Annotated in this window: 10 protein-coding genes; 2 read left to right on the top strand and 8 right to left on the bottom strand. The window is 73.7% G+C overall.

All coding sequences use genetic code 11. From position 1 onward, the window contains the following. Window positions 1-6: 6 nt before the first annotated feature. Genes O7606_RS03665 through O7606_RS03655 form a run of 3 tightly spaced genes read right to left on the bottom strand, consistent with a single transcriptional unit; the run spans window position 7 to window position 5,431 of the window. On the bottom strand, window positions 7-1,512 hold the full coding sequence (locus O7606_RS03665) for a hypothetical protein (protein ID WP_281597572.1): 1,506 nt from the start codon (window positions 1,510-1,512) through the stop codon (window positions 7-9). Further along, window positions 1,509-3,239 (bottom strand): GT4 family glycosyltransferase PelF, encoded by a 1,731-nt coding sequence (gene pelF, locus O7606_RS03660; RefSeq protein ID WP_281597571.1) that lies wholly within the window; start codon window positions 3,237-3,239, stop codon window positions 1,509-1,511. Before pelF ends, O7606_RS03665 begins: the two co-directional genes overlap by 4 nt. 50 nt (window positions 3,240-3,289) lie before the next feature. Further along, window positions 3,290-5,431 carry a hypothetical protein gene (locus O7606_RS03655; protein ID WP_281597570.1) on the bottom strand — a complete coding sequence of 714 codons (2,142 nt, stop codon included), beginning with the start codon at window positions 5,429-5,431 and terminating at the stop codon, window positions 3,290-3,292. A gap of 706 nt (window positions 5,432-6,137) precedes the next feature. Here O7606_RS03655 and O7606_RS03650 point away from each other — a divergent pair. Continuing rightward, window positions 6,138-6,404: an RICIN domain-containing protein gene (locus O7606_RS03650; RefSeq protein ID WP_281597569.1), complete on the top strand. Its 267-nt coding sequence runs from the start codon at window positions 6,138-6,140 to the stop codon at window positions 6,402-6,404. A 313-nt stretch (window positions 6,405-6,717) separates the two neighbouring features. Further along, entirely contained in the window at window positions 6,718-12,174 is a 5,457-nt protein-coding gene (locus O7606_RS03645; protein ID WP_281597568.1) for a carboxyl transferase domain-containing protein, read from the top strand. A gap of 66 nt (window positions 12,175-12,240) precedes the next feature. Here O7606_RS03645 and O7606_RS03640 read toward each other — a convergent pair whose 3' ends face one another. From O7606_RS03640 to O7606_RS03620, 5 genes are read right to left on the bottom strand one after another with little or no spacing between them, the layout of a single operon-like run. Next, window positions 12,241-13,935 carry a condensation domain-containing protein gene (locus tag O7606_RS03640; protein ID WP_281597567.1) on the bottom strand — a complete coding sequence of 565 codons (1,695 nt, stop codon included), beginning with the start codon at window positions 13,933-13,935 and terminating at the stop codon, window positions 12,241-12,243. A 37-nt stretch (window positions 13,936-13,972) separates the two neighbouring features. Next, on the bottom strand, window positions 13,973-15,250 hold the full coding sequence (locus O7606_RS03635; RefSeq protein ID WP_281597566.1) for an MFS transporter: 1,278 nt from the start codon (window positions 15,248-15,250) through the stop codon (window positions 13,973-13,975). Then, window positions 15,251-16,474: a cytochrome P450 gene (locus O7606_RS03630; protein ID WP_281597565.1), complete on the bottom strand. Its 1,224-nt coding sequence runs from the start codon at window positions 16,472-16,474 to the stop codon at window positions 15,251-15,253. It abuts the gene before it with no gap. Then, window positions 16,467-20,039, bottom strand: coding sequence for an amino acid adenylation domain-containing protein (locus tag O7606_RS03625; protein ID WP_281597564.1), 3,573 nt, complete (start codon window positions 20,037-20,039; stop codon window positions 16,467-16,469). The genes O7606_RS03630 and O7606_RS03625 overlap by 8 nt, the downstream gene beginning before the upstream one ends. Next, on the bottom strand, window positions 20,036-21,811 hold the full coding sequence (locus O7606_RS03620) for a carbamoyltransferase C-terminal domain-containing protein (protein ID WP_281597563.1): 1,776 nt from the start codon (window positions 21,809-21,811) through the stop codon (window positions 20,036-20,038). The genes O7606_RS03625 and O7606_RS03620 overlap by 4 nt, the downstream gene beginning before the upstream one ends. Window positions 21,812-21,825: the final 14 nt, after the last annotated feature.

Below are 21,825 nucleotides of genomic sequence, written 5' to 3'. Positions count from 1 at the left end.
AGCGAACTACCGGTAGTGCCGGACCTGCCCGATCACCGGAAGCAGACCGAGCGCGAACAGCGCCTGGAGCAGCACCACGCTGCCCAGGTAGAGCGAGGTGTCGACGAACGCGGCGCCGTCCTGCCCGAGCAACGGCGCGACGCCGAGCAACGCGCCGACACCCACGTGCGCCACGACCGCGACCGCCATGGACAGCGACAGCCAGCCGTACCGTCCTCGTCCGACCAGCAGGAACGCCAGGTAGTACGCGCCGGCCAGCGCGACGTGGGCCACGGTCATCAGCACGCCCGGGGCGGAGAGCATCCCCACCCGGGCGAGCCCGAGCAGCAACGCCGCGCCCAGCACGGCCGGCACCGCGAGGCAGCCGGCGACCTCCCGGCCGATCATGCGCCAGATGCCGGCGACGAACGGGCCGGGTCGGCGGGCCCGACGGGTCAACTCGACGGCGTTCGACCGGAACCGGCTGGTCCGCCACTCCACGTAGCCCATGGACAGGATCAGCGGCACGGCCGCGGCGGCGATGTCCAGTCGACCCAACAGGTACGGCGCCTGCGCGTGGAACAGCAGCACGGCCGAGCCGAGGCCGTAGCCGGTGACGCCGAGCAGCGCCGACGGTGGCGGCCAGAGTGGATCCCGGGCCGCCGCCTCCTCCGTGCCGGCGGTCGGCCGGGTGGCGGCCAGGGCCGCGGCGAACGCGGCCAGCACGCCGAGCGCCGCGGCGACCACCGCCCACCCGCGCAGTGTCGGGCCGCCGGCCACCAGGTAGGCCGCGCCGAGCAGGAACGCCGGCGCCATGGCCACGGCCAGCCACGCCTCCCGCCGGTAGAACGTCAGCAGCGTGCCGGCCATCTGGTAGGCCAGTTGACAGACCGCCATCACGGCCAGCGGCAGTCCGCCGTACGGGGCCACCGCCGCGCCCAGCGCCACGCCGGCCAGGGGGCCGGCCACCGCGGCGATCCGCAGGACCCGGGCCGCCGAGCGGGGTCGACCGAGGCCGAGCAACCGGTACGCCGCGTACCCGGCCACCCCGGACCAGACCCAGCCGAGCGTCCCGGCGAGCACCAGACCGAGCACCAGCCCGGGTCGTCCCACCACGGCCAACACGGCCGGGAACGCGGCGCTCGGCAGCACGTACAGCGGCCCGTGCCAGAGCGTCCGGAGGCCCACCCAGCGCAGGACGTCGGGCCCGGCCGGGTCGGTGGTCGCGTCCGCCGCCGGCGAGGGCGGCCCCATCCGCTTGAACACCTCGGAGGCGAGGGTGAACACGTCGCTGTAGCCGTACTCGACCTGGGCGGCCCGGTCGGTGTGCCCCTCGGCCTCCAGCGCGGCCGCCACCTGGAGGGCGTCGACCGCCCGGTTCAGTCTGGGCCGAACCCGCTCGACCAGCTCGTCGACCGGGTCGGTGGAGATCCGGGGCAGCAGGATGGTGCGCTCGGGCTCGTCGGGGCGGGTGGCCGTGCCGCCGGACTGCCGCTGCAGGACGACGGTGTCGCCGTCGACGCCGGAGGTCACCGCGGCTCACCGGCCGGTCGCCGGAGCCGGCCGGCCGGCTCGCCCTGCGGGTACGCCATCGGCGGCCGGGGCTGCGGCCAGGCGGACGGGGTGGGAGCGTGGCGCGGCACGTACGCCGCGTTGGTGCGGTTGTCCTCCTCCGAGGCGCGTGGCCGGGGCACCCGGGCCGGGACGGCGGCCACCCCGGGTCGGATCCGGTGGTCCGGCACCCGGACCCGGCCCTGCGCCTGGCCACGCACCCGCTGCGCCGGCGGACCGGCCGGCGTGTGCGCGGCGACCAGCAGGTCGTAGATGTCGCGGTACGCCTGCAGCGAGCGTTGCAGGGTGAACCGGTCCAGGACCCGCTGCCGGGCGACCGCGCCGAGCCGCAACCGCAGCTCGGTGTCGCTGAGCAGCTTGACGCAGGCGGCGGCGACGGCGGCCACGTCCCGGGGCGGGACGACGATGCCGGTGTCCCCGACCGCCTCGGCGACGCCGCCGACGTTCGTGCAGACGGTCGGCCGTCCGCAGGCCATCGCCTCCACCACCGTGTACGGGAAGCCCTCGGAGATGCTCGTCAACGCGACCAGACTGCCGGCGTGGTAGGCCTCGACCGCGCTGCCGACCCGACCCTCCAGGGTGGCGTGACCGGTCAGCCCCAGTTCGTCGATCAGGGTCAGGCAGCTCTCGTGGTAGACCTTGTTGGCCGCCGGGGTGCCGCCGAAGATACGTAGCCGCGCGGCCGGGATCTCCTGGCGGACCAGCGCGAACGCCCGGATCAGGGTGTGCAGGTCCTTCAACGGGTCGACCCGGCCCATGAACGAGATGGTCGGCACCTCCGGCTCGCTGCGCGCGGGCGGGAACTCCTCCGGGTCGACCCCGTTGTACATCGTCCACATCCGGTCGGGGTCGGCGCCGTTGTGCAGCTGCCAGCGGCGGTTGTACTGCGAGTGCGGCGCCAGCGCGCCGGTGATCAGGTAGGCCGCTCCGGCGAGCGAGCGGAAGAAGCTCAGCACCAGCACCCGGACCGCGTGCGGCGCCTTGTCGTGCAGGTAGGAGATGTAGCGCTCACGCAGGTAGATGCCGTGCTCGGAGAGGACCAGCGGGGTGCCGTACGTCCACGTGGCGGCCATCCCGACGAGCGTGGCGAGACCGTTCATCGACGAGTGCACGATGTCGGCCCGCACCGGCGGCGCGCTCAACGGCCGCAGCATGTGCGCGATGAGCCAGGCCGCCTCCAGCGCGTCGGCGACGGTGAGCGGCGGCCCGGTCTCGTCGACCCGCAGCGTCTGCCAGGCGTCGAGCATCATCCCGAGGGCCTGGTTGGAGAGCACGCCGCCGCTGAGGTCCCCGCCGTCGGCGGCGTACTCGAACAGGCCGCGCAGCGCGAGCAGGAAGGTGCTGCGGTTGACCGCGCCCGCCTGTGATCGGGTCGACTCCAGCGGGGTGACCAGCGCCCGCAGGAACACCTCGTAGGACTCCACGAACCCGGCTCCGGGGCGCCCGGAGGGGACCAGGGTCCCCCGCTGGGGGCGGCGGCCCGAAGGCCGTCCGCCCCACAGCGGGATCGAGTGCACCCGGTCGAGGTTCGCCGGCCGGTCGAAGACCGGCTTCTCGGTGCCGTCCACGGTGAGCGCCACGACCTCCCACCGGTAGTCCGGCATCCCCCGGATGAGCTGTTCGCACCAGATGCTCACGCCGCCCATCGCGTAGGGGTAGGTCCCTTCCGAGACCAGTGCGATCCTCACCGAGCGCTCCCGTTCACTTTCTTGTCACCGTTTCTTGCCGTCGAGGTTGGTCAGGGGCGGGGAGCGGCGTTGAGCGTCACGGTGGTGTTCGCCGCGAGCGTCACCGGCACGGTGACGTCGGTGCCGTACGAGGTGGCGCCGGTGGTGGTCGTGGTCACGCCGCCGAGCCGGACCGAGCCGGCGGCCGGCGAGGTCACCGCGATGGTGCCGAGGGTGCGGTCGTAGACGGCGTCCACCCCGGCGTCGAGCGCGGCGAAGTGGGCGTTGCGCGCCAGGGTGTACGCGGCGACGTCGGTCCACTGCGAGTTCAGCAGCGGCACCGAGTAGAGGGAGGTGTACTTCTCCAGCACGGCTTCCACCCAGTCGGTGATCAGGGTGTCGCCCGAGCCGTAGTCGCGCACGTTGGCGATGTGGAAGGTGTGCGCGTAGATCGAGCCGGACGCCACGTGCTGCAGGCCCACGCCGGCCTCGTAGTCCAGGAGCTGGGCGTAGGTGCGGTCGGTGGGCCAGTACGGGAAGAGCCCGTTCGGCCCGTAGAAGGAGTTGTAGAAGACCGTCTGCTCGGCCGGGGTGGTGGTGTGGTAGGCGATGTTCGTCGGCCAGCACGGCACCACGGCGATGGCCGAGTTCAGCGGGTGCACCCGGGCGGCGTTGAAGTCCGCCGGCTTGTGACTACCGAACGACATGTTGCCGGCCATCGTCGTGACGCCGAGGTCCTCGGCGGCGTCCAGCAGCGCGGTGTTGGATCCCTCCAGGCCGTGGTCGGTGGGCGGGCCGGTGTCGTTGTCCGGGTCGTCGTTGTAGACGCCGAGACCGGAGTACTCGGGGGTCTTCAGCACGCTGTCCGGGAAGCTCAGCCCGATCGAGTCGCCCGCGGTCCGGTTGTCGTCGATCTCGGCGTACGAGGTGGCGTAGTTGGTCGAGTTCAACTCGGGGTGGTTGAACGTGTGGTTGATCCACCGGAAGTTGTTCTTCAGGCACTTGGTGGTGGCGGTCAGCGTGGTCGCGTCGCCGTTGGGGCTGCACTGGTCACCGGCGAACGGGTCGATGTCCGAGCCGTTGAACGCGATGGTGAAGGTGAAGTTCGAGGCCAGCGGGTACGCCGCGCGCAGCGCGGTCTGCTTCGCGTCGAGGTTCACCGTGTCGTGCCCGCTGACCTGGAAGCCGGGAGCGTACTCGACGGTGCCGTCCTCCTTGTAGTGGTCGGAGGTGTTGAACCAGTCGTCGATGTCGACGTTCAGGTGGTGCTTCTGCTCACCGAACCACAGGCCCTTGCTCGCCCACCGGACAAGGCCGTAGACCAGCAGGTCGGAGTGGAGCAGGTACTGGTTCGAGGTGAAGGTCAGCGCGATGCGCTCCCGGCCGTCGGTGGAGGTGGTGGTGACGGCGAGCACGTCGGAGCCGTTGGTCATCAGGGGCGTGGCGGCGCAGCCGGACCGGATCGAGGTGCGGTACACGTACGACTGCACCACCGGGATCTGCGCGGCGCTGTTGAGGTAGTCGAAGACGCCCGCGCCGGCCGTGGTGAGCGAGACGGGCAGCGGCGTGTCGCCGACCCCGCCCTCACCGTTGGAGGTCAGGCAGTAGTCCTCCGGCCAGGTGCCGTAGCTGGTGTAGAGGGCGGCCTGGCGGACCTGGAAGTTGCGCTCGTAGGCCCAGAGGGTGTTCCACTCGGTGCTGGTCAGGCCGCTGAGGTAGTTCCCGTTGTGCTCGTACATCTGCATGCTGTTGGTCAGCAGGATCGCGTTGTACTTGCCCACCCCGTCGGGGCGCACGAGAGAGCTCGCGGTGATCGACTGGGTGGCGGTGTAGACGATGTCGTAGTGCGCGCCGACCCGGTCCAGGGTGGTGGTCAGCGTGGCCACGCCGAAGTCGGCGGTGTTGGTGGCGACAATCAGCGCGCGCAGCGCCACCTTGTCGTTGAGCGCCTGGGCGCCGACGTCGCCCTGCTGGGTGGTCTGCTTGCGGTCGGCGGTGACCTGGACGGTGCCGGACCGCTTGGGCAGCGGGGCCGGGCGGGCCTGCTTCGGCTTCGCGACCTGGCCGAGGCCGGGCACGGCGGGCGGCGTGACGGCGGGGGCCGCCGGCCGGGCGAGGCCTGGGGTCTGGGCGCCGAGCACGACCGTGAGCGCGGTCAGCCCGGCGAGGGCGAGTCGGGTTGCGCGGCGACGCGCAGGTCCGGTGGGGACCATGTACTGACCTCCGATGAGGAGACGACAGTGTGTCAGTCCACGGTGGACTGATGAGGTGCGGGCGAAGGCTACCAATCGGAGTCGACCGTCGACACAGCGGTTCGGGTGCCAGATCCACGTCATTGACGAAATCGTCACCTGCTGCTAGCGGGCGCCATTTCCGGCCCGGCCTGCACGAATATTCCGGCCTCGACCTTGACGATCCATTCGACGCCCACTCCGGTCGGGGGGAGTTGCGTCTTTTCCGCGCTTCCGCAACGCTTCGATACAGGTTTTTTTCGCCACGATTGGGACACCGGGGAAGGCCGGTCAGTCATCAGATCGGTAGCTACTTAAGGCTCGCTTAATGTGGCCGCACCGGTGACGAAGGTCGGCCGTTCGGCCCATCGATGTGCCATCTGCCCAGCTTTTCCAAGCGAGCGGGACGCCACGGGTGCATCCGAGGAGCGACCCGCCCCACGCGCAGGGAGCCGGACGCTTAATTCGCAGCTAAAGACGGGCGAACATTGACCCGCCACCCGAACGGCCACTCTTCCCGGCGGCACGACGCCTCGACCGGCCGCCCTCGCCGGCGACGGGCACGCAGGCCGTCAGACGCCTCATCGGAACGTGGCGGGTAATTCCCGGATCCGACCGCCCGAGTTCTGGCACGCGGCACGGCACGGTGTCGTGAAGCCGACACGGGAACATTACGGGTAAATTTCAGATGGCAATTTTCATCCGGCGATGGCTCGGGGCGTCCGCCGCGCCGGGTCTCGCCGTCACGGGAGTGACGGCGCCCGTCGGCCCCGCCCGCGCGGTGTCCGGCGGCATCGGCGCGCCGGGCGGCGAGGCCGGGCAGACCACCCGGATCGTGGGCACGGCGTCCGGCCGCTGCGTCGACATCCCGGACGCCAGCACCGCCAACGGCGCGCAGGCCCGGTTGTGGGACTGCCACGGCGGCGTCAACCAGCGGTGGAGCCTGCCCGGCTGACCCGCGAGCGCCCTCGGAGCGGGGCCCGGGCGGCCACCCCTCCCCGCGCGGCGCCGGCGGCAGGTCGGTCTGCCCGGACCGACGGGATCCGTGCGGGAGATCCGGCGCGACCGGGTCGCCCCGCGCCCCGGTCGCGTCTCCCCTGGTGGGACGGGGTCGGCCAACGCTTTTTGTACGGTTCCTACAACTGATCCACCAGAGTGTGCGCTGTCTGCGACATGGCGCTGCCAGCCGGTAGAGGGAAAGGTGAACACTGCCGGGACCGTCGTGCCCCGGCGCGCACATCGTGGTGTCTACAGAAAGGCCTCTTCGGGTGTTCAGTCGTGTCGCCATCGTCAACCGTGGTGAGGCCGCGATGCGGCTCATCCACGCCGTCCGGGAGCTGGCCGCGGAAACCGGGACCCGGATCGAGACCGTCGCCCTGCACACCGACGTCGACCGGACCGCCACCTTCGTGCGGGAGGCCGACGTCGCGTACGACCTCGGTCCCGCGTCCGCGCGCCCGTACCTCGACCTGGGGGTGCTGGAGCGGGCGCTGGTGGAGACCGGGTCCGACGCCGCGTGGGTGGGCTGGGGGTTCGTCGCCGAGGACCCGGCGTTCGCGGAGCTGTGCCAGCGCATCGGGGTGACCTTCGTCGGGCCGAGCCCGGACGCCATGCGCAAGCTCGGCGACAAGATCGGCGCGAAGCTGATCGCCGAGGAGGTCGGCGTGCCGGTCGCGCCGTGGAGTCGCGGTCCGGTGGAGACCCTGGACGCCGCGGTCACGGCGGCGGCCCGGATCGGCTACCCGCTGATGCTGAAGGCCACCGCGGGTGGCGGCGGGCGCGGGATCCGCGTGATCACCAACGAGGACGAGCTGGTGGACGCCTACGAGCGCACCAGCCAGGAGGCCGCCCGGGCGTTCGGCAGCGGGGTCGTCTTCCTGGAGCGGCTGGTCACCGGGGCCCGGCACGTCGAGGTGCAGGTGATCGCCGACGGCCAGGGCACCGCGTGGGCGCTCGGCGTCCGGGACTGCTCGGTGCAGCGACGCAACCAGAAGGTCATCGAGGAGTCCGCGTCGCCGGTGCTCGCCCCGGAGCAGGTCGCCGAGCTGAAGACGTCCGCCGAGCGGCTGGCCGTGGCGGTCGGCTACCGGGGCGCGGCCACCGTCGAGTTCCTCTACCACCCCGGCGACCGGCTCTTCGCGTTCCTGGAGGTCAACACCCGGCTCCAGGTCGAGCACCCGATCACCGAGTCCACCACCGGGTTCGACCTGGTCAAGGCGCAGCTCCACGTGGCCTCGGGCGGGCGGCTGGAGGGCACGCCCCCGGTCGAGCGCGGGCACGCCATCGAGGCGCGGCTCAACGCCGAGGACCCGGACCGCGACTTCGCCCCCTCCCCCGGCCGGATCGCCCTGCTGGACCTACCGGCCGGGCCGGGCATCCGGGTGGACACCGGGGTCAGCGAGGGCGACACCATCCCCGCCGACTTCGACTCCATGATCGCCAAGATCATCGCGTACGGCCGCGACCGCGACGAGGCGCTCGGCCGGCTGCGCCGGGCGATGGCCGAGACCACCGTGATCATCGAGGGCGGCGCCACCAACAAGAGCTTCGTGCTCGACCTGCTCGACCAGCCCGAGGTCATCGACGCCAGCGCGGACACCGGCTGGATCGACCGGGTACGCGGCGCGGGCCGGCTCGTCTCGCACCGGCACTCCGGCGTCGCCGTGGCCGCCGCCGCCATCGAGACGTACGAGGAGGAGGAGCGCGTCGAGCGGCAGCGACTGCTGTCGACGGCCTTCGGCGGACGCCCGCAGGTGCAGCACGAGAGCGGCCGGCCGCTGGACCTCAAGCTGCGCGGCGTCGGCTACCGGGTGCGGGTGGCCCGGGTCGGCGCGCACCGGTTCCGGGTGGGCGTGGAGGCCGGCGGCGAGGTCCGCACCGCCGACGTGGAGCTCGACCGCTTCGACCGGCACACCGGGCAGATCGCCGTCAACGGCGACCGGTACCGCCTGCTCACCAGCACGCACGGGCCGATCCACCTGGTCGAGGTGGACGGGGTGACCCACCGGGTCAGCCGCGACGAGGGCGGCGTGCTGCGCGCGCCCTCGCCCGCGCTGGTGGTGGCCACGCCGCTGAAGGTCGGCGCGGAGGTCGAGGCCGGCGCGCCGGTGCTGGTGCTGGAGAGCATGAAGATGGAGACGGTGCTGCGGGCGCCGTTCGCCGCCCGGCTGAAGGAATGCGTCGTCTCGGTGGGCAGCCAGGTGGAGGCCGGCGCGCCGCTGCTGCGGCTGGAGCCGGTCGGTGACGCCGCCGCCGAGGACGCCGCGTCCGCCGGCGTCGTCGAGCTGGACCTGCCCGTCGCGCCCGGCACGGCGCCGGCGCGGGCCCGCACCCTGCGCGGTCAGGAGGACCTGCGCAGCCTGCTGCTGGGCTTCGACGTCGACCCGCACGACGAGCGTCGGGTGCTCGACGACTACCTCGCCGCCCGCCGGGCCGCCATCGCCGACGGGCACCGGCCGCTGACCGAGGAGCTCGGCCTCGTCGACGTCTTCGCCGACCTCGCCGAGCTGAGCCGTAACCGCCCGTCGGGCGAGGACGGCGGCGCCGGGCACGTCTTCAGCGCCCGCGAGTACTTCCACACCTACCTCCAGTGCCTGGACGTCGAGCGGGCCGGGCTGCCGTCGACGTTCCAGGCGAAGCTCGCCAAGGCGCTCGGCCACTACGGGGTGACCGACCTGGAGCGCTGCCCCGAGCTGGAAGCCGCCGTGTTCCGGATCTTCCTCGCCCAGCAGCGCGCCTCCGCCGACGTCACGGTGGTCACCGCGTTGCTGCGCGCGTGGCTGCGGGAGCCGCCGCCGGACGAGGCGCTGCGGGAGCCCGCCGGTCTCGTGCTGGAGCGGCTGGTGGCGGCGACGCAGGTCCGCTTCCCGGTGGTCGCGGACCTGGCGCGCGGCGTGGTGTTCGCCTGGTTCGCCCAGCCGCTGCTGCGCCGCAACCGGGCCCGGGTGTACGCCGAGGTCCGCCGTCACCTGCGCCACCTGGACGCGCACCCGGACGCGCCGGACCGGGGCGAGCGCATCGCCGAGATGGTGCGCAGCACCGAGCCGCTGGTGCGGCTGCTCGGTCAGCGGCTGGTCCGCGACCACCTGGACAACGCGGTCATGCTGGAGGTGCTGACCCGGCGGTACTACGGCAACAAGGGGCTGACCAACGTCCGCACCGCCGAGGTCGCCGGCTGCACCTTCGTGGTCGCCGAGCGCGCCGACTCGTGCCTGGTCTCCGCCGCGGTCGGCTTCGACGCGCTGGGCAGCGCGCTGCGCGGGCTGGCCGAGCTGGCGACCGGCGCGGGCGCCGTCGACGCCGACATCTACCTGAGCTGGGAGAACCAGCCGGAGGAGCCCGCCGCGATGGCCGCCGCGCTGCACGAGGTGGTCGCCGCGCAGCCGCTGCCGACCGAGATCCGGCGGGTCACCACCACCGTCGCCGGTCGCGGCGGCGCGGTGATGCACCACCACTTCACGTTCCGCCCGTCGACCGCCGGCATGACCGAGGAGCGGCTGGTGCGGGGGCTGCACCCGTACATCGCGCAGCGGATGCAACTGGAGCGGCTGGGCAAGTTCGACCTGACCCGGCTGCCGTCGTCGGACGAGGAGGTCTACCTCTTCCAGTGCGTGGCCCGGGAGAACCCGTCCGACCAGCGGCTCGTCGCGTTCGCGCAGGTGCGCGACCTGACCGCGCTGCGCGAGCACGACGGCCGGCTGGTCGCCCTGCCGACGGCCGAGGACGTGGTCGCCGCCTGCCTGGACTCGATCCGCCAGGAACGTTCGCGGCGGCAGCCCTCGAAGCAGGTCAACACCAACCGGATCGTGGTCTACGTCTGGCCGCCGAGCGACCTCACCCGGGCCGAGCTGGAGACGATCGCCGGCCGGGTGCTGCCGACCACCGCGGGCGCCGGGCTGGAGGAGATCCAGTTCATCGCCCGCCGGCGCGACCGGCAGACCGGCGAGCTGAGCAAGGTCTCGGCGCGCATCACCTTCGACGCCGCCGGAGGCAGCACGCTGACCGTCGGGGCGCCCTCGGACGAGCCGGTCGAGCCGCTGGACGACTACCGGCAGAAGGTGCTGCGCGCGGCCAGCCGCAACACCGTCTACCCGTACGAGCTGACCGGGCTGCTCGGTGACTTCGTCGAGCACGACCTCGACGAGCGCCACGCGCTGATCCCGGTCGACCGGCCGAAGGGGCGCAACCGGGCGGGGCTCGTCGCGGGCGTGGTCAGCACGCCGACGTCGCGTCACCCGCAGGGCGTCACCCGGGTGGTGCTGCTCGGCGACCCGACGAAGTCGCTGGGCGCGTTGTCCGAGCCGGAGTGCCGCCGGGTGATCGCCGCGCTGGACCTCGCCGAGCGGATGGGCGTGCCGCTGGAGTGGTACGCGCTCTCCTCCGGCGCGCGGATCTCGATGGAGTCCGGCACCGAGAACATGGACTGGGTGGCCGCGGCGCTCAAGCGGATCGTCGAGTTCACCCAGAACGGCGGCGAGATCAACATCGTGGTCGCGGGCATCAACGTCGGCGCGCAGCCGTACTGGAACGCCGAGGCGACGATGCTCATGCACACCCGGGGCATCCTGGTGATGACGCCGGACTCGGCGATGGTGCTCACCGGCAAGCAGTCGCTGGACTTCTCCGGTGGGGTGTCCGCCGAGGACAACTTCGGCATCGGCGGCTACGACCGGGTGATGGGCCCGAACGGGCAGGCGCAGTACTGGGCGCCGAACCTGACCGCCGCGCGGGACGTGCTGATGGCGCACTACGAGCACACGTACGTCGCGCCGGGCGAGGACGCGCCGCGCCGGACCGTCACCACCGACCCGTTGGACCGGGACGTGTCGGACTTCCCGCACGCGGTGGAGGGCAGCGACTTCCGTACCGTCGGGGAGATCTTCTCCGCCGACGCCAACCCGGACCGCAAGAAGCCGTTCGACATCCGTACGGTGATGCGGGCGTTGTCCGACCAGGACCACCCGGTGCTGGAACGCTGGGCGGGCATGGCCGACGCGGAGACCGCCGTGGTGCAGGACGTGCACCTCGGCGGCCGGCCGGTGTGCCTGCTCGGCATCGAGTCCCGGTCGGTGCCCCGGCGGGGTTTCCCGCCCACCGACGGCCCGGACGCCTACACCGCGGGCACGCTGTTCCCACGGTCGTCGAAGAAGGCCGCGCGGGCGATCAACGCGGCCAGCGGCAACCGCCCCCTGGTCGTGCTGGCGAACCTGTCCGGCTTCGACGGCTCACCCGAGTCGATGCGCCAGCTCCAACTGGAGTACGGCGCCGAGATCGGTCGGGCCATCGTGAACTTCCGCGGGCCGATCGTGTTCTGCGTGATCTCGCGGTACCACGGAGGCGCGTTCGTGGTGTTCTCCAAGGCGTTGAACCCGAACATGACGGTGCTGGCGCTGGAGGGCTCGTTCGCCTCGGTGCTGGGTGGCGCGCCGGCCGCCGCGGTGGTCTTCTCCGGCGACGTCAACGCCCGTACCGCCGCGGATCCGCGGGTCCGGGAGCTGGAGGCCCGGGTCGCCGCGGCCACCGGAACCGAGCGCGCCTCGCTGACCGCCGAGCTCGACGAGCTGCGGGTCTCGGTCCGGGCGGAGAAGCTCGGCGAGGTGGCGGCGGAGTTCGACCGGGTGCACGACATCCAGCGCGCCGTGCGGGTGGGCTCGGTCGACGCGGTGATCCGCGCCGCCGAGCTGCGCCCCCGGGTCATCGAGGCCATCGAGTCCCGGCTGACGTGAGTCGACCGGTCCCCGTGCGCGTCGTCCTCCGGTGGCGCGCACGGGGGCGCCGGCCGGGACCCGCCGTCACCGGCCGGCGCCAGCCGTCCGCAGCGGCTGGGCCTGCCACGCGGCCTGGTCGTCGGGACGCTCCGGCGGCCGGGCGCAGACCAGGTAGTAGTCCGGGGCGATCGCGCCGTGCCGGCCGCCGAGGCCGGCGACCGTGGCCGCGTGCAGCTCCCGGGGGCCGATCCGCCGGTCCGGCGGGGCGGCGCAGCCGACGAGCGAGCGGACGCCACCCGGGGCGTCCCGGACGAACACCCGGGCGGCCGGGTCGCCGGCCGCCTCCCGCAACGCCCGTCCGCAGGCGACCAGGTCGATCCAGGAGGAGTTCACCTTCACCCAGCCGTCGCCCCGGACCACCCGGTCGAGTCCGGCCACCGCGCCGAGCTCGGTCAGGTCGAAGTCCCGCTCGGCGGCCGTGGTGAGGATCCGTTCCAGCGCCCACAGCAACCCGGCGGCCTCGTCGCCGGTCACGTGCCGGACGTCGTGGGTGAGGCCGAGCACGGCGACGGGCTCGGTCTGGAGGATGGTGAGCCGGACCGGGTCGGTGGTGGTGGCCGCCAGCCCGCTCTCCACCTCGGTGCCGCGCACCGGGATCCCGGCCCGCCCGTCGAAGACTCCGCCCCGGGTGGTGCTCATGTCGTTGATCACCAGATCCCGGTGCCGCTGGCAGCCCTGCCGGACGCCGACGGTCTCCACCAGCTCCGCCACCGCCGTCGCGTCGAAGTAGGCGTGCTGGTAGGAGTTGAAGATCGCCAGGTGGCTGCGCCACAGGGTCTGGTGGAACGTCGCGGCGGGCGCGAACGGGATCAGCGCGCTCTGCGCGATGCTGCCGACGAAGTCGCGCATCCGGGGCAGCGACCGGTTGCTGTAGAGGGCGTCCAGGGCCGCCAGGTCGGTGTCGGTCCACCAGGACAGCAGCGTGGCCATCGTGGTGACCAGCGCCGTCGCCGGGGTGACCCGGGCGCGTTTGGCGACCGTCCGCAGCGCCGCCGCCACCGGCACGGACCGCAGGGTGGCGAGCTGGTACTCCGGCGGCCCCTCCCGGCGGGCCGGGACGGAGAGCAGGCACGCCGGCAGCACGTGCAGTTGGTCCCGCCAGTAGGCCAGCGTCTTCGCCATCCGCTGCCGGGCCTCGGGGGTGCGCTCGTACTCGGCCTGGTCGGCGGGCTGCCACCGGGGCGGTCCCACGGTCCGGTCGGCGGGCGACGCGACGAGCGCGACGAACTCGTCCAGCAGGACGCCCGCGCCCACCAGGTCCGCCACCGCGTGGGAGAACTCGAAGACCGCCCGGACCGGTCGGCCGGCGTCGGTGGTCACCGCCATCCGGACCGGGTACTCCCCACCGTGGTCGAACGGTCGGGGCGGGTCGGTGATCCCGGTGCGCCGGTGGGCCTGCGGCCCGAGTTCGAGCAGCAGCACGTCGACGTGCCCGCTCCCGGACACCTGCTGGGTCCGCCCGTCGCCGTCGCCCGTGTCGTACACCGTCCGCAGCCCCTCGTGCCGGGACACCAGCACGCCGACCGCGTCGAGCACGTCGGACAGCGCACAGTCGGTGGGCAGGTCGACGTGCAGGACGAACACCGCGCCGCTGCCCTCGTACGGCAGCCAGTCGAAGACGTTGCTCTGGCTGTAGGCCATCGGCCACCGGCCGGAGCGGTCGCCCACGAAGGGCACCCGCGCCGTCCGACGGGCGATCGTCGTCTCGGTCGTGGTCATGTGGCTCACCTCCCGGTGGGTCGTGTGACGTCGTCGGTCAGGAACGGTTGCCGGAGACCGCCTGGTCCGGCGTCGCCTCCACGCCGGCCGGGACGGCCTCCGCGCCAGGCGGCGTCACCGGCACGCCGGCCGGGACGGCCTCCGGGGCCGGTTGCGGGCGGGTCAGCAGGCGCAGGCCGCAGAGCAGGATCACCACCGACAGGACGGCCAGCAGGATCCGGTAGTCCACGACGACGATGAGCCCGGCCGCCACCCCGATGGCCGCCGTCTGCGGGACCGTCACCAGCATGCCCGCCGTGGTGAACACCCGCCCCTGCAACCGGGACGGCGTGTGTCGTTGCAGGGTGGTGTTCCATCCGATGGAGAACCAGGTGACCGCGAGCCCGATCCCGACGGCCCCGCCCAGCACCACAGGTGTCGCGCCGGCGGCCAGGGCGGCGCAGCCGACGCCCAGCCCGATCAGCGCGCCGCCGATGGCCCGGGCCTCGCCGGCCCGGCGCAGCAGCCACGCGCCGGTGAAGCCCGCGACGATCGACCCGACACCCTGGACGCTGACGATCACGCCGAAGAACGCGGCCGGCCGGTGCAGCCCCTCCTCGACCACCACGAAGATGACCGGCTCCAGGAAACCCACCGACCCGAACGCCACGGCGCTGACCAGGGTGACCTGCGACAGCAGCGGCACCGACCGGATGTGGCGCAGCCCGGCCAGCAACTCGTCGCCGAACCGTTCGCCGCTGGGCTCCGGCGACGACTCGACCACCCGCACCGAGGCGAGCGCGATGATCGCGCCGAGGAACGTCAACGCGTCCAGCAGCGCCAGCGTCGGACCGCCGACCGCGGCGTAGATGCCGGAGCCGACCAGCGGCGCCAGGATCCGGGTGAACCCGAACAGGGTGCCGAACGCCGCGTTGGCCGAGCCCAGATCCTCGGCCGGCAGCAGGTCCTTGAGCAGGGCGTTACGGCCCGCCATCAGCACCGTGGCGACGCAGCCGTGGATCACGGCGACGGTGTAGATGAGCCACACCTGGTCGGCGCTGCGCACGAACAGCAGCGTCAGCACGGCCAGACCGGCGACGGCGTTGGTGACGATCAGCAGCGTCTTGCGGCGGACCCGGTCGATCTGCCGGCCGGCCAGCGGGGCGAACAGCACCGGCAGGCCCATCGCCAGGAACACCACCCCGGCCGCCGAGTTGCTACCGGTGAGATCCTTGATCCAGATACCGAGGGCCAGCAGCAGCGCGGTGTCCCCGAAGCCGGACAGGGCGTCGCCGACGTACAGCCGCCGGAACCGGCGGTCCTTGAACGCACTCACTCAACTCAGCGCCTTTCGGGTCGACTGCGCATGGTGGACGGGTTCCAGCCGCACCCGCAGGTTGCGGTAGCCGTGCACGAGGTTGGACCGCAGCGGCGTCGGCTCGTCGAGCACGGTGACCGACTCGACGTGCTCGGCCAACGCCAGCAGCAGCGCCCGCAGCTCGAGGCGGGCCAGCGCCGCCCCCAGACAGTGGTGCGGGCCGTGCCCGAAACCCAGATGGTGGTTGGCGGGTCGCCGGGGACGGAAGTCGTCGGCGTCCTCGAAGTGCCGGGGGTCGCGGTTGGCCGCCGGCAGCCAGGCCACCACCGCCTCGCCGCGCGCCACCCGCTGGCCGGGCAGGTCGACGTCGGCGGTGGCGACCCGCAGCACGTGCATCGCCGGTGAGGTCCACCGGATGACCTCCTCGACGGCCGCCCCGACCAGACCCGGGTCGGCCCGCAGCCCGGCCAGGATCTCGGGCGCGCCGGCCAGGGCGTGGAAGCAGCCGGCGATCGCGTGCCGGGTGGTCTCGTTGCCGCCGACGAGGACGTTGTCGCAGTTGAGCAGCACCTCACGCAGGTGCAGCCGGTGGTCACCGGCGAGGGCGCTGATCAGGTCGTCCCCCGGTTGCCGGCGACGCCGCGCCACCAGGTCGGCCAGGTAGAGGATCATCTCCGAGTGGGCGGCGTCCGGTGACATCTTGTCGAACGTGTCGTCCGCGCCGCCGAAGGCGTGGCTGGTCAGCTCGATGAGCATGTCCCGGTCGGACGCCGGCACGCCGAGGATCCGGCAGACCACGCTCGCCGGGATCACCGGGCCGAGCGTGGCGGCGACGTCGAGGCCGCCGCCGGCCACCGCGTCCGCGACGAGCCGCCGCACCTCGGCGTGGACGGCGTCCGCCAGCGACTCGGCCATCGCCCGGGACAGGAACGGCATGATCACGCTGCGCAGCCGGCTGTGCTGCGGCCCGTCGGCGACCACCAGCATCCCGCCGCCCGCCTTGTCCGGGTGGTCCCGGTCGAAGCCGATCATCATGCCGTACTCGGAGGTGAACGGCGCCTTCGGTGACAGCACCGCCCGGCAGTCGGCCAGCGAGAAGACCGACCAGAAGCCGCTCGGCGACGTGCCGGCCCCGCTCCACAGCACGGCGTCGGCGGCGGCGTGCCGCCGCCACCACGCGAACCGGTCCGGGTCGAGGTAACGGTCCGGGTCGCCCAGGTCGATCCCGGCGCGCTCAACCATCGGTACGGCCGTCCGCGCGGACCAGTCCGGTGATCTCCTCGGCCAGCTCGGCGAAGGACGGCCGCCGGAACACGGTGACGATCCGCAGGTCGACGTCGAACCGCCGGCGCACCGCGCCGACCAGGTGCAGGGCCTTGATGGAGGTGCCGCCCAGCGCGAAGAAGTGACTGTCCGCGCCCGGCTCGGCGACGCCGAGCAGGTCCCGCCAGATGTCCGCGAGACCGGCCGACACCGGGTCACCGGCCGCGCCGACCGCCGTCCCGCCGGCCGCTGGCGGTGTGGCCGTGCCGGACGCCGGCGGCGGCGACGGTGTGGCCGTGCCGGACGCCGGCGCCGCTGTCCCGGCCGCCGTGGGGGCGGTGGGAGCGGCGTCCGTGGTCCGGCCCAGGGCGGCCAGCAGGGCCGCCCGGTCCACCTTGCCGTTGTGGGTGACCGGCAGCCGGGGCAGCCGGTGACACCGCGCCGGCACCATGTACCCGGGCAGGTTTGCCCGCAGGAACTCGCGTACCCGCGCCGGGTCGGCCGGGCCGGTCGACACGGCGACCAGCTCGGTCACCCCGTCGTCGGTCACCGCCAGGACGGCGTGCCCACCGACCTCCGGGCAGTCACCGAGGACGCGTTCCACCTCGCCCAGCTCGACCCGGAAGCCGCTGATCTTCACCTGGTCGTCCCGGCGGCCCAGGAACACCACCCCGCCGTCGGGCAGCAGCCGCACCAGGTCCCCGGTGCGGTAGAGCCGCGCGCCGGGCCGGCCGGCGAATGGGTCCGCGACGAACGCCGCGCAGGTGCGCCCCGGGTCCTCCACGTAGCCGTCGGCCAGCCCCTGACCGCCGACGTACAGCTCGCCGGTGTCGCCCGGCGCGACCGGCGTCAACCGGTCGTCGAGCACCCGCAGGTAGCCGCCGTCGATCGGCCCGCCGATCGGGACGACCCCCCGCTCCAGGTCGGCCGGGACGACCTCGTGCGCGGCGGAGAACGTGGTGTTCTCCGTCGGGCCGTACGCGTTGCGCAGGTGGCGCGGCCCGCCGGCGGCCAGCATCCGCCGCAGCGGGCCGACCGCGTACTGGTCCCCGCCGATCAGCAGCACCCGCAGCCCGGCGAAGGCGTCGGGGACGTGCGCCACGATCGCGTTGAGCAGCGCGTTCGTGGTGAACATGACGGTCACGCCGGTCTCGGCGAGGAACTGCCCCATCCGGTACGGGGAGAGCGCGACCTCGCGGGGCACCACCACCAGCGTCGCGCCCGCGCACAGCGCGCCCCAGATCTCCAGGGTGGCCGCGTCGAAGGCGGTGTTGGACAGGTGCGCGACGACGTCCTCCGGGCCCAGCCGCAGGAAGTTGGAGCGCGGCACCAGCCGACCGATCGCCTCGTGCGGGACCACCACGCCCTTCGGCGCGCCGGTGGAGCCGGAGGTGTACATGACGTACGCGGGATGCCGCACGGTCACCGCGACCGCCGGGGCCGCCCGGGTCGGCTCGCCCGCCTCGGCCGCCTCGGACGCCCCGGCCAGGGCGTCGGCCAGGTCCACGGTGGGCACCCCGAACGGCACGTGCTCCCCCGCGCCCGGCCCGCACAGCGCCAGCCGGACCCGGCTGTCCCGCATGATGCCCTGGCTGCGGGCGGGCGGCTGCGCCACGTCGACCGGCACGTACGCCGCCCCGGCGCGCAGCACGGCCAGGAACGCGGTCACCGCGTCCGCGCCGCGCTCGGCGGCCACCGCGACCCGCTCCCCCGGCCGTACGCCCAGACCCACCAGGTGGCGCGCGAGGCCGTCGGCGGCGGCGTCCAGCTCGCCGTAGCTAAGCCGCCGCTGCCCGTCACGGACCGCGACCGCCGTCGGGTGGGCCCGCGCCCGCGCCGCGACCTGCTCGTGCACCGGTCCGTCGACGGGCTGACGGACGTACCCGTCGCCGGCCGGAACGGCGCGCCCGACAGGGCCGGCGGAGCCGACTAAGCCGGCGGGGTCGGCGGAGCCGACAGGGCCGGCGGGGTCGGCGGAGCCGACAGGGCCGGCGGGGTCCAGGGTGGTGACGACCGGGGCGTCCGGCGCGGCGGTGAGCCGGTCGAGGGTGTCCAGCAGCTTCCCGTGCAGATCCTCCGTCCGGGCCCGGCTGAACAGGTCGCCGCTGGCCTCCAGGCAGGACCGGGCCGACGTGGCGTCGGTGGTGACCGTCCAGAGCAGCTCGTACTTGGCGGTGCCGGTGGGCAGGACGTCCCGGACCACGGTGGCTCCGGCCGGCGCCCAGTGCCAGCTCCGGTCGTCGACGTGCGAGATGCTCACCTGGGTCAACGGGTGGTCACCGGGCCTGCCCGCCACCGCCACCAGCTCCTGCAACGGCGTCCACTGGTGGGCCAGCGCCGCGGCGACCAGCCCCCGCAGCTCGGCGACCAGTCCCCGGAAGGTGGTGTCGGCGTCGATCCGGACGCGCACCGGCAGGACGTTGACGAACATCCCGACGGTCTCCTCGTCGTCGGCCGTACGGCCGCTGAGCGGCACCCCCACCACCACGTCCGACGCGTCGGCGGCACGGACGCCGGCCGGCCGGCCGACCCGGCGCAGGAAGGCGGCGTAGGCGGCCAGCAGCACCATGAACTCCGACGCCGCCGACGCCGCCGCCAGCTCGGTGAGGCGGGCCGCCAGCGCCGGGGCGACGGGGGCCTGCGCCACCTCGCCCCGGGGGCCGGGCACGTCGGGCCGGGGCCGGTCGGTCGGCAGCGTCATCCGGCCACCCACCCCGGCCAGGCGCTCCCGCCAGTAGGTCCGGGACGCCGACTCGTCCGACCGGCCGCCCAGGCCCCGGCGGCGCAGCGGCGGCAGGTCGCGGCCCAGGCCGACCCGGTCGCCGTACCGGCGCTGGAGCTGCCGGTCCAGCAGGTCGAGGGAGTGCTGGTCGGCGACCAGGTGGTGCAGCGTCAGCAGCAGCGTCGCCCGGTCGCCCGGCTCGGTGACCAGGCAGGCGCGCGCCAACGGCGGCACGTCGGTGGGGACCGGGCGGACCGCCTCGGCGGCCAGGTGCCGCCGGGCCTCGGTCGCCGCCCGGTCCGGGTCCTCCCCGGTCAGGTCCAGCACCGTCCAGGGCAGCGTGGCGGCCGACCGGACCAGCCGCCGACCGTCCGGGGTGAAGCAGGTCCGCAGCGCCTCGTGGTCGGCGACCAGCTCCTGCGCCGCGTCGTGCAGGGCCCCGGCGTCCAGGGGGCCGTCGAAGCGGTAACGCACCGGCACGCAGTACAGCGGCGAGCCGGGATGCAGCCGGTCCAGGAACAGCATGCGTTCCTCGGTCGCCGACAGCGGGGTCTCCCGGGCCGACGGGGCGTGCCGGGCCAGGAACGCGGCCACGTCGACCGGCCGCCGGCAGCGGAACAGCAGGTCCAGGTCGATCGGCACGCCGGTGCGCCGGCGCAGCTCCAGCGCCACCTCGACGGCCTGCAACGACTGCCCGCCGAGGTCGAAGAAGTCGGCCTCCGGCGGCACCTCGGCCAGCCGCAGCGCCTGGCGGAACGCGGCGTGCACGAGATCGGCGTACGGCGTCGCGTCGACCGTCGTCGGCTCGTGGTCGACGCTCACGCGGTCGCCTCCCGCCCGGTCCGGGTGACCAGGACGTCCCCGACGACCAGGGCGTCCAGGGTGGACCGGGCGTACGTGGCGACCGCGTCGACGGCGGTCCGGACGATCGGCTGCCCCCGCAGGTTGAACGACGTGTTGACCAGCACCGGCAGTCCGGTACGGCGGCCCGTCTCGCGCAGCAGCGCCCAGAACAGCGGCGCGGACTCCCGCTCGACCACCTGCACCCGGGCCGACCCGTCGACGTGGGTGACCGCCGGCAGCCGGTCCCGGAAGGGCGCCCGCACGCCGGTGACCATCAGCATGTGCCGGAACGCCGACTCCGTGCCCGGCGGAACGTCGAAGTAGGTGGCGGCGTCCTCGCGGGGCACCGCCGGGGCGAACGGGCGGAACTCCTCGCGCTGCTTGACCACGTTGTTCAGGTGGGCCCGCATGGTGGGTGACCGGGGGTCGGCGAGGATGCTGCGGTTGCCGAGCGCGCGCGGCCCGAACTCCATCCGGCCCTGGGCCAGCGCCACCGTGGCCCCGCGTCCGATCAGCGTGACGACCTCGGCCACCAGCCGGTCGGTCGGGAGCCGGTGGGTGGTGAACTCCGGACCGAGGTCCCGCAGCGCCGCCGCCACGTCGGGCCCGGTCAGCTCGTCGCCCCAGTACGGCATGGCCATGCCCGTCGGGGCGGCCGGTCGGGCCTGGCGGGCCGCGTACAGGGCCGCGCCGAGGGCGGCGCCGTCGTCCCCGGCGGCGGGCTGGACGAACACCTCGTCGAAGAGGCCGCTGTGCAGGATCGCCCCGTTGGCGGTGCAGTTGAGCGCGACGCCGCCGGCCAGGCAGAGCCGGCGCAGGCCGGTGCGCCGACGGTACTCGCCCAGCACGTGCAGCAGGGCCCGTTCCAGCGCGTCCTGCCCGGCGGCGGCCACGTCCATGTGGTGCTGGCCCAGTTCGGCGTCCGGCTCCCGGGCCGGGCCGAGTTTCTCCTCCAGTCGGCGCAGCACCCCCTGGTGGGTCTCCCGCTCCATCGGCGACTTGTTCGCCGACAGCAGCGGCACGGCCAGACCGCCGTCCGGTTTGAGCTGCACGAACTCGTCGAAGGTGGCACGGTGGCGCTGCCGGTCGCCGTACGGGGCCAGACCCATCACCTTGTACTCGTCCATGCCCACCTGGAACCCCAGGTAGTGGGTGAGGACGCTGTAGAGGATGCCCAGCGAGGCCAGGATCGGGTAGCTGGCGACCCGGCGCAGCTCGGGACCCCGGCCCTCGAACACGGTGAGCGACTCCTGCTCGCCCATCCCGTCGGCCACCACCACCAGCGCCTCGGCGAAGCCGCTGAGGTAGTAGCTGCTGGCGGCGTGCGCCTCGTGGTGCGGGACGTGCGCGAACCGGGGCCCGGCGGGGTCGGCCGGGTAGTGGGCGTGGAAGACGTCCCGCTGCACCTGCTGCGCGTACACCTGCTGGTACCACTGCGCGGAGAGGTGGTCGAGCTGCCACACCGGCGACGGCTCGTACCGGAAGCCGTGGGCCACCACCTCGACGTCGCGCATGGTCGCCCCGGCCGCCCGCAGGCAGGCGTCGATCGCGTCCCGGGGGAACCGGCCGGTGCCCTTGTCGCCGTCGTAGCGTTCCTGGGCGGCGGCGGCGAGCACCCCGGTCTCGTCGACCAGCGCCGCGGCGGCGTCCAGGCCCTGGACGATCCGCTGCTCCCGCCGCCAGCCGTCACCGAGGATGGCGCGTTTGAGCGCGGCGCCACGGTCGAGGCCGCTGTATCCCAGCGTCAACATGTCGTCAACCTTCG

This window comes from Micromonospora sp. WMMD882, assembly GCF_027497255.1.
Classification (GTDB): domain Bacteria; phylum Actinomycetota; class Actinomycetes; order Mycobacteriales; family Micromonosporaceae; genus Micromonospora.
This window is presented reverse-complemented; position numbering and strand designations above follow the sequence as displayed.

Excerpts from the sequence above, each read along its gene's own strand:
- O7606_RS03655 (WP_281597570.1), bottom strand. The coding sequence starts at position 5,431 with ATGGTCCCCACCGGACCTGCGCGTCGCCGCGCAACCCGACTCGCCCTC.
- O7606_RS03650 (WP_281597569.1), top strand. The coding sequence starts at position 6,138 with ATGGCAATTTTCATCCGGCGATGGCTCGGGGCGTCCGCCGCGCCGGGT.
- O7606_RS03640 (WP_281597567.1), bottom strand. The coding sequence starts at position 13,935 with ATGACCACGACCGAGACGACGATCGCCCGTCGGACGGCGCGGGTGCCC.
- O7606_RS03630 (WP_281597565.1), bottom strand. The coding sequence starts at position 16,474 with ATGGTTGAGCGCGCCGGGATCGACCTGGGCGACCCGGACCGTTACCTC.
- O7606_RS03620 (WP_281597563.1), bottom strand. The coding sequence starts at position 21,811 with ATGTTGACGCTGGGATACAGCGGCCTCGACCGTGGCGCCGCGCTCAAA.